Consider the following 13,722-nt stretch of genomic DNA (forward strand, 5'->3'; position numbering starts at 1 on the left):
TATTTCCAAGTAGGGCTTGCGATGCGAGTCGCCAACTTGGGTAACAGTCAGGCCGTGCGTCCTGGCCGAACCGGGGGCTTAAGCCGAATCGGCCCTGCCTGCGCCGCGCATCACGCTCGCAGCCGCGTTTGCTCCGACGCCAGATACGCGTCGCGCGAAGGCAGCAGATGTTCGCGGCAGACTGTCATCAGCGCCTCGCGGTCGCCGTCGCGCAGTGCGTGGATCATGGCCCAGTGTTCTTGTCTGGCGCGTTCGCGAGGGCCGGCGGCGACCAGGGTGCCGAAGCGGATCGGGTGGGTGCGGCGGGCGTATTCCTCGATGGCCTGGCCCAGCACCGCGTTGTCCAGCAGGCCGAAGAATTCGCGGTGAAAGCGTTGGTTGCTGCGGAACACGCGGCGTGCGTCGCCGTCGGCCACGGCGGCGTCGTGTTCGCGTTGGACCGTGATCAAAGCCGCCAGCCGCGCTTCGGGAACGGGTAGCGGCATCTGGCTGGCGGCGTGAACTTCCAGCACCTCGCGCAACGCGTACAGCTCCATGACTTCACGTGCGGAAAATGTCCGCACCACGGCGCCGACATTGCGCTTTTTTTCGACCACGCCCAACAGTTCCAGCTCGGTGAGCACCTGGCGCACCGCATGGCGCTTCATGGAAAAGCGCGCCATCAGCTCGTCTTCGGTCAGGCGTTCGCGCGGGTGCAGCCGGCCGAAGACGATGTCTTCTTCCAGGGCTGCCACCGCGGATTGCGTGGCGTCGGGGGCCTCTGCTTGCAGGGCGTCGGGCGTGATGGCGTTCATGTCGGAAGGTTGCCGGGTCGGTTTGCTTTACGGCGATCTACGCCAGGGGTTTCAAGCCAGGTAATTGACGCCGGGCCCACTTATTTCTTCGGCACGGTGTCATGCGTAACACCAGCGCGCAGGAAGTCGAAATCCACGCCCTGGTCGGCCTGCGTTACGGTTTGCAGGAACAGCTTGCGGTAGCCTCGGTCGGCGGTGGGCCGGGTGATGGGCTTTTCCGCCGCGCGGCGCGCCAGTTCGGCATCGTCCACCAGCAGCGCAATTTCGCGGTTGGCCACCGACAGGCGGATGCGGTCGCCATTTTGCACGTAAGCCAGCGGGCCGCCGATCGCGGATTCGGGCGTGACGTGCAACACGATGGTGCCGGCCGCCGTGCCGCTCATGCGTCCATCCGAAATGCGCACCATGTCTTTGACGCCGGCGCGCGCCAGCTTTTTCGGGATCGGCATGTAGCCGGCTTCCGGCATGCCCGGCGCGCCGGTCGGCCCGATGCGCTTGAGCACCAGGATGTCGTCGGCGGTCACGTCCAGCGCGTCGTCGTCGATGCGGCGCGCCATGTCCTCGGCGTCTTCGAAGACCACGGCGCGGCCTTCGTGTTCCATCAGCTTGGGGTTGGCGGCCGACTGCTTGATGATGGCGCCGCCCGGGGCCAAATTGCCGCGCAGCACGGCCAGGCCGCCCACCGGGTAGATGGGGGCGGCGGCCGTGCGGATCACGTCCTGCTTGAAGGGCGCGGGTGCGTCATCCAGCTCCTGGCCCAGCGTGCGGCCGGATACCGTCATTACGTCCAGGTGCAGGAAAGGCCGCAACTCGCGCAGCAGCGCCAGCATGCCGCCGGCGTCGTGGAAGTCTTCCATATAGTGCTGGCCCGACGGCTTCAGGTCGACCAGCACGGGGGTTTCGCGGCTGATGCGGTCCAGCCCGGCCAAATCGATGTCGATACCCAGGCGGCCGGCGATGGCGGTCAGGTGCACGATGCCGTTGGTGGACCCGCCGATCGACAACAGCACCCGCAAGGCGTTTTCGATGGACTTGCCGTTGATGATCTGGTCGGGCGTCAGGCGCGATGCGGCCATGGCCACGGCAGTGGCGCCGGTACGTTCGGCCACGCGCACACGGTCGGCGGTAACGGCGGGAGCCGACGCGCCGCCCGCCACCATCATGCCCAGCGCCTCGGTGATGCAGGCCATGGTGCTGGCCGTGCCCATCACGGAACAGGTGCCCACGCTGGCGACCAGCTGGTTGTTGACGTCGGCGATTTCCGGCGCGTCGATCTCATCGGCGCGATAGCGGCCCCAGTAGCGGCGGCAATCGGTGCAGGCGCCCACGCGTTCGCCGCGATGCGAGCCGGTCAGCATCGACCCCGTCACCAACTGAATGGCGGGCACGCCGGCCGAGGCGGCGCCCATCAGCTGCGCGGGCACGGTCTTGTCGCAGCCGCCGATCAGCACCACGGCGTCCATGGGCTGCGCGCGGATCATTTCCTCGGTGTCCATCGACATCAGGTTGCGCAGGTACATGCTGGTGGGCTGCGAGAAGCTCTCGTGCACCGAGATGGTCGGGAAGTCCATCGGCAGGCCGCCCGCCAGCATGACGCCGCGCTTGACGGCTTCGATCAGCTGCGGCGCATTGCCGTGGCACGGGTTGTAGCTGCTGCCCGTGTTGACGATGCCGATGATGGGACGAGCCAGTGCGTCATCCGACAGGCCGGCGCCCTTGATGAACGCCTTGCGCAAGAACAGCGAGAAGCCCTTGTCGCCGTAGTTGGTGAGCCCGCGCGCCACGCCCTGCGCGGTTGCGCTGTCGCTGTCAAAAGGGCCCATCGCGGGCTTGGCGCCCTTGGTCTCGTCCGTCATATTCAGTCCCGATAATATTATTGATAATCCAGGTGCAAGATCATAGCCAGCCTTTGAAAGCGGCTGCAAGCGGTTTCTGCAACCCAAAATACTGATCGAAATTTCCGATCAGTCGATAGAAAAATTCTGATTCTTCAATCAAGTTTCGGCTCCTACACTGGCGCGGTTGACGAGCCGGGCGTCCGTCCATTCCTATACTCATCCCGGCTGGAGAGACCTATATGTCAGACCTGCGTCTGCGGCCGCGCCGTGCCGTCCTGTTTTCCCTGCTGGCCTTGTGCGCCGGCGTGTCCGCCCCAGCTTTGTCGGCCGATGCCTATCCCGACAAGCCCATCCGCCTGATCGTGCCGTACCCGCCCGGAGGCGCCACCGACGTGATCGGCCGCGTGCTGGCGCAGGAACTGACGGGCGCGCTGGGCCAATCGGTCATCGTGGAAAACCGTGCGGGGGCGGCGGGCAACATCGGCGCGGACCAGGTCGCCAAGGCGCAACCCGACGGCTACACGCTGTTGATGGGCGCGCTGACCAGCCACTCCATCAACGCCGCGCTGTATCGCGGCCGCGTCACGTATGACGTGGAAAAGAGCTTTGCGCCGGTGTCCATCGTAGGCACCGTGCCCCTGGTGTTCGTGGTGAACCCGTCGGTGCAGGCCAAGACGCTGTCCGAATTCATCGCGCTGGCCAAGTCCAAGCCCGGCTACATCACCATGGCGTCGGCCGGCAACGGGTCGCCGCAGCATCTGGCGGGCGAAATGTTCAAGCGAACGGCGGGTGTCGACATCCTGCACGTGCCGTACAAGGGCAGCGGCCCCGCCATGACCGATCTGATGGGCGGCCAGGTGCTCAGCATGATCGAAACCGTGCCGGCCGCGCAGGCCAACATCAAGGCGGGCAAGCTGCGCGCGCTGGCGGTGACCTCGCCCAAGCGCGTGGACGCGCTGCCTGATGTGCCGACTGCTGCCGAAGCGGGCCTGAAGGACTTTGAAGTCAGCTCGATGTTCGGCATCGTTGCGCCCGCCAATACGCCCGCGCCGGTGATCGACCGCCTGAACGGCGAATTGAAGAAGATTCTGGCCAAGCCGCAGGTGCAGGCTTCGTTGTTGAACCAGGGCGCCATCGCCACCTGGACGACGCCGGCCGATGCCAGCGCCCGGGTGTCTGCCGAATTGGCCCGCTGGACCAAGGTGATCGACGAGGCGGGTGTGAAGGGGGACTGATCCCGCCTTATTGATCAGGACATAGCCCGGGACATCGACCGGGACATTGGCCTGGTGTCGCCTTATTGTTGTTGATCGCACGCCGAAGATTCTCGCGAATCTTCGGCGTTATTTTTTGTGCAACGCCACCGGGCATCGCGCAACAACACGTTCGTGCAAAGGGGAAACCACGCATTAATTGCCGATGGGAAGTGCTTCGTGCGGCCGGTCGGCGGAAAAGCCGATGCAATAATTCGCAATACAGGATTTGTGCGCCGCACACGGGTATTGACCCTGTTCGGACTAGGCCGTAATGTTCTTTGCGGTCCAGCCTAGGACAGTGGGGGGATACCACGATGACAGAGAATCAAGACGAAAAGTCGATCCTGTACACGCACTTCGGTACGCACAGCCCTTATTGGCGTCTGTCGGCCGATAGCGACGCCATGGAATTGGCCGCCATCAAGGGGGCGACGAATGTCGCGATGGCGCTCAGGCCGGATCAGGCTGACATTGTTCGAAAGCTGACGGGGATTACCTCCAGCGTACGCATCGACATCGCCTTGTATGGCGACGTGCTGCGCTTGCACCTGGTGGGCCGCAAGATCAATCCCAATGAATGGGCCGGCACCGCGTCCGCCCATTCCGATACCGAGTCGGTCGCCAAGGACCTGGTTGAAGGCCTGTCGTTTGCCGAAACCGTAGTGTCCGAGGCCAATTCGGTAATCGTCATCGTGGACCAGAACGGCCGCGTGCAACGCTTCAACAAGCTTAGCGAGGAATACACGGGCAAGCGCGAACAGGACATCGTCGGACGCAGCGTGTTCGAAATGTTCATGACGCGCGAAGAGGCCATTGCCTCGCGCCGCAATATCGCCGAGTTCTACAAGCGCGGGCAGTCGTACGAAGTGGAACGCCTGATCAACACGGTCAAGGGCCCGCGCCTATTCCTTTTCCGCAATAAGTTCGTCACCAGCGGCAGCGGTGAAAAGCGCGTCTACCTGATCTGCTCGGGCACCGACATTACCGAAGAACGCGCGGCGCAGGAACGCCTGCGCGTGCTGGCCAACACCGACATGCTGACCAACCTGCCCAACCGCCACGCGATCACCGCGCGCTTGAAGGCGGCGCTGGCGGCGGGGCAGGAGGGGCGCGGCGGCGTGCTGTTCCTGGATCTGGACAACTTCAAGCGCATCAACGACCACTACGGCCACGGCTTTGGCGACCGCTTGCTCAAGGCCGTGTCGGTGGCGATCTCAACCTGCCTGTCGCCCGGCCAGACGCTGGCCCGCCTGGGCGGCGACGAATTCATCGTGTTGCAGGAACAAGCGCAGGCCTGGGAACTGGAAGCCACCGCCGAACGCATCATCGAACGCTTGCGCGAGCCGTTCCGGCAAGGCCTGATCGAGGTCTACACCAGTTGTTCGATCGGCATCGCGATGTACCCCGATCACGGCGCCGACCTGGACAGCGTGGTGCGCAGCGCCGACATCGCCATGTACGTGGCCAAGGAAGCAGGGCGCCACACCTACCGCGTGTTTCAGCCTGACATGGACCGCCGCAACGCCGACTACGTGTGGCTGGACACCAACCTGCGCAAGGCCCTGGCCGAGAACCACCTGATGCTGTACTACCAGCCCAAGCTGGTCGGCCGCACCGGCGAAGTACACAGCGTTGAAGCCTTGCTGCGCTGGCGCTCGCCCGAACGCGGCATGGTCTGCCCCGGCACCTTCATCCCTTATGCCGAAGAATCCGGCCTGATCTCGCCGCTGGGCGTGTGGGTGATGCGCGAAGCGGCGCGCCAAGCCGCCGCCTGGAAACGCGACGGCTTGAACATCCGCATCGCCATCAACATGTCGGCCCGCCAGCTGGATGACAAGGGCGTGGTCAGCGACTTCATGCGTGCCATCGGCGACGCGGGGCTGGACCCGTGCATGCTGGATATCGAGCTTACCGAAAGCTGCCTGATCGAAGACGAGGGCGCCGCCATCGACCTTATCAAGCAGTTCCGACAACTGGGCGCGCGCGTGCACCTGGACGACTTCGGCACCGGCTATTCGTCGCTGTCGCAACTGGCGCGCATACCGCTGGACGCCATCAAGCTGGACGCCAGCTTTGTGCGCGGCGTGAACGAAAATCCGGTGTCGCAGGCGTTGGCCCGCGCCATCGTGGCGGTGGCGCGCACGCTGGAATTGAAGGTGATCGCCGAAGGCGTGGAAACCACCGAAGAAGCCGGGTTCCTGGACACGCTGGGCGTGGACGCCAAGCAGGGCTACCTGTACGCCAAGCCCATGCCCGCGTCCGAATTCGTCACCTGGTTGGCCCAACGGCGCCGGCTGCATCTGATTGCTTGATGCCGCCCGCGCCGCGGCAGGCTTGCTTAGTGCATGGTGGCTTCCTGCGCCGCGTCGCTGCTGACGGCACTGCGACGGTTCTGCGCCAGCACCAGGCGTTCCATGTAGGCGCGGTCCTTCGGGTCAATCGAGAACGCGGCTTCCACCCAGTCCTCGGTGATGTCCATCAGTTCGGAACGCGACAGGTTGAGCACGCGCTGGCGAGCGCGCAGCATGGCGCGTATGCCGTTCAGCTTGGGCCGCATCACGTCGATGAACGTGCGGGTGGCGCGATACGCCTCGCCCGGTTCGAACAACGTGTCCACCAGCCCCTTGCCGTGGAACCATTCCGCCGTGTGCGATTCGCCCGAGCTGATCAGCTCTTCGGCCAGCCTCATGCCGGACCGGCGCGCCACCAGTGAATAGCCGCCCATGCCGGGGAACAGGTTGAACGCCATTTCCGGAAAGCCCATGCGCGCATTGTTCTGCGCCAGCACGAAGTGGTGCGCCAGCGCGGCTTCAAAGCCGCCGCCAAGCGCCGTGCCTTCGATCATGGCCAGCGAGATTGCTCCTGTATCGAAACCGCGCGAGGCGGCGTGTACGCAGTCCACGCAAGCTCGGGCGTAGGCACGCAGCGCTTCGCGTTTGCCGGTGCGGATGGCTTCGGCAAAGAAGTTCAAGTCGCCGCCCACGTTGTAGATCTGCGGCACCAGCGAGCCCGTGACCCAGAAGTCGATCGGCAGGCCGGAATCCTTGGCGGCGCGCGCCAGGGTCATGATTTCGTCGATAAGTTCGTGGTTGAAGCACGGCCGCGGTTGCGCACGCAGCATCATCCACATGACTCGACGTCCCTCCTCATAAAAGGCGGATATCTGCTTCATGTTTCCCGCGGCGGTGAAGGGATGGCAGTCTGTATGAATGAGTTGATTCATTTGCTTTCGTCCAATCGATCAAGGTGAGTCGGAGTACTGCCGGGTCAGCCTAAACCAGACCTTCCGGGTGCCGTCTCATGCAAATCTCGTCCGGCTGGCCAGACTTGGCCGTAGGTCAAACTCCGGAGTGAAGAAAGCAAAATCCACAACAACGCATGGCAAGACTCGCCCTCTCGGGCGAGGGGGCGCATCGCCGCAACGGATGAGCAAGCTCGCAAATTCGCGAGTTTCCGGGGGGGCGCGGGGCAGGTCCGTGCCGGCGGACGCGTCATGCAGACGGATGAGCTTGTTGCCCTTGGGCAACGGAAAATAATTCTCATTTGTAAATAGAATCGATTCTCGATAGCATCGCGGCTTTCGTTAACCTGAATCGATCAAGGGCTTTGCGATGCATCCGCCGTTTGTCCCCCGCCGCCTGTCCTGGGCACTTGCCCTGGCCCTGTCATCCGCCCTGCCGCAGGCCCTAGCCCAGACGGCGCAACTTCCGGCCATCAGTGTCGAAGGGGCCAATGCCGACGACCCGCGCGTGCCCGAAGTCACCACCGCCACGCGCACGCAGACGCCGGCCCGCTACGTGCCGCAGACCATCGACACGGTCAAGGTTGAAAACGTGCAGAACTACGGCATCACGACGATCAGCGACGCGCTATCCGGGATGCCCAACGTATCCAGCGCGCAGGACACGCGGTTCGACTCCGTGCGCATACGCGGCTTTGACGCCAGCAACGACTTCTATCTGGATGGCATCCGCGACGACAGCCAGTACGTGCGCGACCTGCACAACATTGAACGCATCGAAGTGCTGAAAGGGCCGGCCGCCGTGTTGTACGGGCGGGGCAGCCAGGGCGGCATCGTCAACCGCGTCAGCAAGGCGCCGCAGCCCGGCCGTGAATCCAGCATCGAAGCGCAGACGGGCAGTTGGGACTTGCGCAGCGTCTACGGCGACCTGAGCGCCGACCCCTCCGACAACGTCAGCGTGCGCCTGAACGTGGGCCAGGAAGACAGCAACAGTTTCCGCCACAAGATCGGCGGCACGCGTCAGCTGGTGGCGCCCGCCATCAACTGGCGCATCACGCCCAACCTGGACTGGCTGGTGCAGTACGAATACAGCCGCTACGACCGCACACCGGATCGCGGCATCCCCAGCGTCAATGGCCGCCCGGCCGACGTGGGCCGCGGCACGGTTTACGGCGACCCCGACCGCGACTACATCGACGACCGCGCACAGTCGTTCCGGTCACGGCTGGCGTACACGCTGGCGCCCGACTGGCAACTGCGCTACACGCTGGGCGTCTTCAAGCTGGACAGCGACTTCGACAACACCTACCTGACCGGCTACAACGCCGCCACGGGCAAGGTCACGCGCACCCGCTGGCAGCAGGATCTGAGCACCCGCAACATCACCAACAACCTGGAAACGGAAGGCCTGTTCCATACCGGCGGCATCGAGCATCGCGTGCTGTTCGGGGTGGAACTGGCGCAGCAGGACCGTTCGCCCACCCTGTATACCGCGGCCACCAGCGGCCCCGGCGCGCAACCTGTTCCGGCGCTGGCCCTGTACGACCCGGATTTGTCCTTGCAGCACAACGGCCGCATGGCCGTCAGCAGCGATGCGCGGCACAAGGTCAAGAGCCAGGGCTATTACGTGCAGGACCAGATCCGTCTGAATGACGCATGGCAGGTGCTGTTGGGCGTGCGCATGGATCGTTTCAGCATCGATTCCACCAACCGCCTGCTGGACGCATCGGCCTCGCACGACAGCAGCGGTGTCAGCCCGCGCGTGGGCCTGGTGTGGACGCCGCTGCGCGACCATTCTTTCTATGCGTCGTATAGCAAGACGTTTTCGCCCACGGGCGGCGGCACCATCGGCATCACGCCGAACGCGCGCGGCAACACCAATGACCTGGACCCCGAACACACGCGCCAGACGGAAGTGGGCGTCAAAAGCGATTGGCTGGACGGGCAACTGAGCACCACGCTGGCGCTGTACCAGCTTGAACTCTATAACCGCCGCACCACCGACCCCAACGACCCCACGCTGGTGCTGCTGACCGGCAAGCAGCGGTCGCGCGGTATTGAGCTGACCGCCGCCGGCCGGCTGATGGGCAACTGGTATCTGCGGGGCGGAATCGGCTTGCAGAACGCGTCCATCATCGAAGACAACAACGGCATGGCGGGCAACCGCGTCAGCAACGTGGCGCGGCGCAACGGCAGCGTGTTCCTGACCTACAAGCCGGCCGACGGCCTGTATGGCGAAACCGGGCTGACGTTCGTGGGCGAACGCTACGCCGACAACACCAACCTGACCACGTTGCCCGGCTACGCGCGCTGGGATGCGCTGGTGGGTTACCGGACAGGCAAGTGGGACTGGCGCCTGGCGATGCGCAACATCACCGACAAGACCTACTACGGCTCCGCCACCAGCGCGGGGCAGATCCAGGTGGGCGAGCCGCGCACCGTGGTCGCAACCGCACAGTATCGGTTCTGAAAAGGCACGGCCGGCGCGGGGCAGAGTGGCCATATCGCGGCGCGCGCATTATCACGAGGCACGCGCCTGGCCGCCCGCCCGCGCCGGCGCATCGCTATGCCAGCCCGCCGTTGGCGCGCAGCACCTGCCCGTTGATCCAGCCGCTATCCGGGCCGGCCAGGAACGACACGATGCCGGAAATGTCGTCCGGCTGGCCCAGCCGTTCCAGCGGCGGCATCTTGGCAAAGTGCTCGATCAGCTCAGGGCTTTTGCCTTTCAGGAACAGCTCGGTGGCGACGGGGCCGGGGGCCACGGCGTTGACCGTGATGCGGCGGCCGCGCAATTCCTTCGAAAACACGCGCGTCAGGCTTTCGACTGCCGCCTTGCTGGCAATGTAGATGGCGTAACCGGGCAGGTTCGTTGCCACGGTGGTGCTGGACACGTTGATGATGCTGCCGCCGTCCGCCAGCCGCGTGGCGGCCTCGCGCAGCGTGTTGAACGTGCCGCGCGTATTGATGTCGAACGTCTGGTCGTAGGCCTGGTCGGTGGTATCCGCCAGCGGCTGCACCATCAACACGCCTGCGCAGTTGACCAGCGCGTGTACCGTGCCCAGCTCGGCTTCCACTTTGTCGTACATCGCGCGCACCTGGTCGGCGCGCGCCACGTCCGCCTGCACCGCCAACGCGTGGCCGCCGGCCTGGCGAATGTCGCTGACCAGGGTGTCGGCGTGCGCCGCGCTGGAGGCATAGTTGACGGCCACGGCGTACCCGTCGGCGGCCAGGCGGCGCACGATGGCGGCGCCGATGCCGCGCGACCCGCCAGTGACCAGGGCGACGCGTCGAGATGCTTGTTCGGGGGCTTGCTTGTTCATTGGGAATCTCCGATTCAAAAAAGGGCGTGGGGCGTAGGGCGTAGGGCGTTGGGCTAGAGGCGAAGCTTCGGATATCGGCCTGCGATGTTCGGGTGTGATATTCGGCTTAAACACCCGGCTTGGGACGAATCATGAACTATTCCAAACCGAAAATAATTACCCGATAATCGCTAACTTCATTTCATTTGCATTAATAATCCCCGCCAAGACATGGACCGATTCCAGGAAATGCAGGTGTTCGTCCGCATCGCCGAGCGGCGCAGCTTTTCACTGGCGGCCGAAGACCTGCGCATCCCGCGCGCCACCGTCACCAACCTCATCAAGCGCATGGAACAGCGGCTGGGCGCACGGTTGCTGGAACGCACCACGCGGCAGGTCCGGCTGACGCACGACGGCGAGGCTTACTACCAGCGTTGCGTGCGCCTGTTGGCCGACCTGGAAGAGGCCGACGGCGCATTCCTGAACACCGCGCCCAAGGGGCTGCTGCGCGTTAACGCGCAGGGCACGCTGGCCAAGTATTTCGTGATGCCGGGGCTACCCGGCTTTCTGGAACGCTATCCCGATATTGTCCTGCACCTGGGCGAAGACGACCGGCTGGTGGACCTGGTGCGCGAAGGCGTGGACTGCGTGTTGCGCGCGGGCGCCTTGCAGGATTCTTCGCTGGCGGGCCGCCAGATTGCGCTGATGCCGCAGGTAACCGTGGCCAGCCCCGCCTATCTGGCGCGCTTCGGCACCCCCGCCAGCCTGGATGATCTGGCGCACCACCGCGCGGTGGATTATGTGTCCAGCGCCAGCGGGCGCGCCATTGCGCTGGATTTCATGGTGGACGGGCGCAACGTCACGGCGCGGCCCGCGTCCGTGGTCAGCGTGACGGGCGCCGAGCTCTACACCAGCGCGGCGCTGGCCGGGCTGGGCCTGGTGCAGGTGCCGCGCTATCGCGTCGAGCGCGAACTGGCGGCCGGCCATCTGCGCATCGTGCTGTCGCACCTGCCGCCCGCGCCCATGCCGGTGTCGGTGCTGTATCCGCAGAACCGGCAGGTGTCCGCGCGGGTGCGCGTTTTCACGCAGTGGCTGGTCCAGGTGTTCGCCACCGCATTCGATCAGACGATGCCGGTCAGGTAGTACACCGCAATCACCACAAACACCGACAGCGTTGAAATCAGCGTGATGGCAAAGATGTCGCCGTACGACTGGCGATGCGTCAGGCCGGTAACCGCCAGCAGCGTGATGACGGCGCCGTTGTGCGGCAAGGTGTCCATGCCGCCGCTGGCCATCGCGGCAACGCGATGCAGCACGTCCATGGGGATGCCGGCGGCCACCGCGCCGTCGATAAAGGTCTGCGCCATCGCGGCCAGCGCGATGCTCATGCCCCCCGAGGCGGACCCGGTGATGCCCGCCAGCGACGTCACCGCCACGGCTTCGCCCACCAGCGGATCGGGTATGGCCTTGAGCGCGTCGGCCACCAGCAAGAAGCCGGGCAGCGCCGCGATGACGCCACCAAAGCCGTATTCGGCCGCCGTGTTCATGGACGCCAGCAGCGCGCCCGACACGGCGCTTTTGCTGCCTTCGGCAAAATGCGCCTTGATGGTCGAAAACGAGAACAGCAGGATGGTGGCAATGCCGGCAATCAGCGCGCCCATTACGGCCCACAGCGCGACCTGGTCGTCGGCGTTGATGGGCATGGGTTTGGCCAGGCCGGGCAGGTCCACTTCTGAACCGGCGGGATACCAGCCCGGAATCCAGCGCGTCAGCAAGAAGTTCATCACCCCCACGACCACCAGCGGCAGCAGCGCGATCAGCGGGTGGTGGTTGCGTTCCGTGGCCGGGGTGGTGGGTTCGTTGCGCAGTTCAGTGCCATAGGTTTCCCCGGCCGCCGCCGCGCGCTTGCGGCGCCATTCCAGGTACGTCACGCCCACCGTCAGCGTGAAGGCAGCGCCGATCAGCCCCAGCCATGGCGCGGCCCACGTCGTGGTTTCAAAGAAGGTGGTGGGGATGATGTTCTGGATCTGCGGCGTGCCCGGCAGCGCCGTCATCGTAAAGGTGAACGCACCCAGCGCAATGGCGCCCGGCATCAGGCGCTTGGGGATGCCGCCCTGGCGGAACATTTCGGCCGCGAACGGGTAAACGGCAAACACCACCACAAACAGCGATACGCCGCCGTAGGTCAGCACCGCGCAGACCAGCACGATGGCGATGATGGCGCGTTCGGCCCCGATCATGCGCAGCACGGCCTGCACGATGGCGCGCGAAAAGCCGGAGAGCTCGATCAGCTTGCCGAACACGGCGCCCAGCAGGAACACGGGGAAATACAGCTTGGCAAACCCCGCCATGCGTTCCATGAAGATGCCCGAAAACACCGGGGCCAGCGCGGAAGGGTCCGTCAACAGCACCGCGCCCATGGCGGCGATGGGCGCGCACAAAATGACGCTATAGCCTCGATACGCCGCCAGCATCAGAAACGCCAGCGCCGCCACCACGATAAACAATCCGGTCATTCAGGACTCCAGGAATGAAGAGATAAGGGGTGAAGGGCATACACCTTACCCGATCATTCCGGCAAGCCGCACCTCGCCCACCACCCATCGCAGCAGGCGCGCCGCATGGGTCTGGATAGGGGCGCCGTCAGGCACGAGATTCCAGCGAGACAAATAGGGTTCAAACATCGACGAGGTTTCGCCGGGGATTCACAACGTTGACATCAATGCCGCCGCCTTGCGCGCCAGCCGCGCCACGCCGAAGCTGGTGGCCAGCTCGTGGCCTTCCAGGTCCGACAGCGGGACCCACCGCGCGTCGCGCGCATCGTCGCCCGGGACCGGCTCGCCGGACTGCCAGCGGCACAGCATGGCGATCAAGATGAAATGGCGGCGCAGCACGCCGGCCTCGTCGCGGTCGAAGACGTCGACGGCGTCGAACACAAGCAGCGGCTCGGCCACCACACCGGTTTCTTCCAGCAGTTCTCGCGCAGTGGCGATTTCCAATGGCTCGCCGGCGTGGATCTTGCCGCCGGGGAAAGCCCAGCAATTTTCGTCGGGCGGGTTGGCGCGGCGCACCAGTAGCACGTGGCCATCACGGATGACGGCGGCGATGGTGGCGGCGATGGGGCCACGCGCCGGCTCGGGCGCAGCGGCGGCGGCGGGATCGGATGACGGGGTCGCCGTGGACGAACCCGAGGCCGCGCTTGCACGCTGGGCAGCGGATGAAGGGGGGGCGGCGTTGGAAGGGGAACCGGGGGGCGGCGCGGCGGTGGGCATGCGGAAATCTCCAAGCGGTGGC

Annotated in this window: 10 protein-coding genes; 4 read left to right on the top strand and 6 right to left on the bottom strand. The window is 65.1% G+C overall.

All coding sequences use genetic code 11. From position 1 onward, the window contains the following. Positions 1–110: 110 nt before the first annotated feature. Both V6F88_RS00845 and V6F88_RS00850 read right to left on the bottom strand, forming a co-directional pair. On the bottom strand, positions 111–794 hold the full coding sequence (locus V6F88_RS00845) for a GntR family transcriptional regulator (RefSeq protein ID WP_332607487.1): 684 nt from the start codon (positions 792–794) through the stop codon (positions 111–113). A gap of 80 nt (positions 795–874) precedes the next feature. Continuing rightward, positions 875–2,650 carry an IlvD/Edd family dehydratase gene (locus V6F88_RS00850; protein ID WP_332607488.1) on the bottom strand — a complete coding sequence of 592 codons (1,776 nt, stop codon included), beginning with the start codon at positions 2,648–2,650 and terminating at the stop codon, positions 875–877. A gap of 221 nt (positions 2,651–2,871) precedes the next feature. Between V6F88_RS00850 and V6F88_RS00855 the strand changes: the two genes are divergently transcribed. Both V6F88_RS00855 and pdeR read left to right on the top strand, forming a co-directional pair. Next, complete coding sequence (locus tag V6F88_RS00855; protein WP_332607489.1) at positions 2,872–3,867, top strand: Bug family tripartite tricarboxylate transporter substrate binding protein; 996 nt, start codon at positions 2,872–2,874, stop codon at positions 3,865–3,867. Between the two features lie 335 nt (positions 3,868–4,202). Then, positions 4,203–6,200 carry a cyclic di-GMP phosphodiesterase gene (gene pdeR, locus V6F88_RS00860; protein WP_332607490.1) on the top strand — a complete coding sequence of 666 codons (1,998 nt, stop codon included), beginning with the start codon at positions 4,203–4,205 and terminating at the stop codon, positions 6,198–6,200. A 26-nt stretch (positions 6,201–6,226) separates the two neighbouring features. Here pdeR and V6F88_RS00865 read toward each other — a convergent pair whose 3' ends face one another. Next, a complete protein-coding gene (locus tag V6F88_RS00865) occupies positions 6,227–7,111 on the bottom strand; it encodes a crotonase/enoyl-CoA hydratase family protein (RefSeq protein ID WP_332607491.1) in 885 nt (294 codons plus the stop codon). Positions 7,112–7,499: 388 nt separating this feature from the next. On the opposite strand from V6F88_RS00865, the gene V6F88_RS00870 reads away from it, so the two are divergent. Beyond that, the gene (locus V6F88_RS00870; RefSeq protein WP_332607492.1) at positions 7,500–9,599 is read left to right on the top strand and encodes a TonB-dependent receptor; all 2,100 of its coding nucleotides are present in this window, start codon (positions 7,500–7,502) and stop codon (positions 9,597–9,599) included. 94 nt (positions 9,600–9,693) lie between these two features. On the opposite strand, the gene V6F88_RS00875 is transcribed toward V6F88_RS00870, so the two are convergent. Next, on the bottom strand, positions 9,694–10,449 hold the full coding sequence (locus tag V6F88_RS00875; RefSeq protein WP_332607493.1) for an SDR family oxidoreductase: 756 nt from the start codon (positions 10,447–10,449) through the stop codon (positions 9,694–9,696). 210 nt (positions 10,450–10,659) lie between these two features. Between V6F88_RS00875 and V6F88_RS00880 the strand changes: the two genes are divergently transcribed. After that, positions 10,660–11,571, top strand: coding sequence for a LysR family transcriptional regulator (locus V6F88_RS00880; protein WP_332607494.1), 912 nt, complete (start codon positions 10,660–10,662; stop codon positions 11,569–11,571). Here the strand turns inward: V6F88_RS00880 and V6F88_RS00885 are convergent. Both V6F88_RS00885 and V6F88_RS00890 read right to left on the bottom strand, forming a co-directional pair. Then, entirely contained in the window at positions 11,550–12,944 is a 1,395-nt protein-coding gene (locus tag V6F88_RS00885; RefSeq protein ID WP_332607495.1) for a GntP family permease, read from the bottom strand. The genes V6F88_RS00880 and V6F88_RS00885 overlap by 22 nt on opposite strands. Before the next feature lie 189 nt (positions 12,945–13,133). Then, positions 13,134–13,547, bottom strand: a complete 414-nt coding sequence (locus V6F88_RS00890) for an NUDIX hydrolase (protein WP_332608907.1) — start codon at positions 13,545–13,547, stop codon at positions 13,134–13,136. Positions 13,548–13,722: the final 175 nt, after the last annotated feature.

It is taken from the genome of Achromobacter sp. ESBL13 (genome assembly GCF_036668755.1).
GTDB lineage: Bacteria > Pseudomonadota > Gammaproteobacteria > Burkholderiales > Burkholderiaceae_B > Achromobacter.

Bases quoted from the DNA above. Each gene is read 5' to 3' on its own strand.
- V6F88_RS00870 (WP_332607492.1), top strand. From the start codon at position 7,500: ATGCATCCGCCGTTTGTCCCCCGCCGCCTGTCCTGGGCACTTGCCCTG.
- V6F88_RS00880 (WP_332607494.1), top strand. From the start codon at position 10,660: ATGGACCGATTCCAGGAAATGCAGGTGTTCGTCCGCATCGCCGAGCGG.
- pdeR (WP_332607490.1), top strand. From the start codon at position 4,203: ATGACAGAGAATCAAGACGAAAAGTCGATCCTGTACACGCACTTCGGT.
- V6F88_RS00875 (WP_332607493.1), bottom strand. From the start codon at position 10,449: ATGAACAAGCAAGCCCCCGAACAAGCATCTCGACGCGTCGCCCTGGTC.
- V6F88_RS00855 (WP_332607489.1), top strand. From the start codon at position 2,872: ATGTCAGACCTGCGTCTGCGGCCGCGCCGTGCCGTCCTGTTTTCCCTG.
- V6F88_RS00865 (WP_332607491.1), bottom strand. From the start codon at position 7,111: ATGAATCAACTCATTCATACAGACTGCCATCCCTTCACCGCCGCGGGA.
- V6F88_RS00845 (WP_332607487.1), bottom strand. From the start codon at position 794: ATGAACGCCATCACGCCCGACGCCCTGCAAGCAGAGGCCCCCGACGCC.
- V6F88_RS00850 (WP_332607488.1), bottom strand. From the start codon at position 2,650: ATGACGGACGAGACCAAGGGCGCCAAGCCCGCGATGGGCCCTTTTGAC.
- V6F88_RS00885 (WP_332607495.1), bottom strand. From the start codon at position 12,944: ATGACCGGATTGTTTATCGTGGTGGCGGCGCTGGCGTTTCTGATGCTG.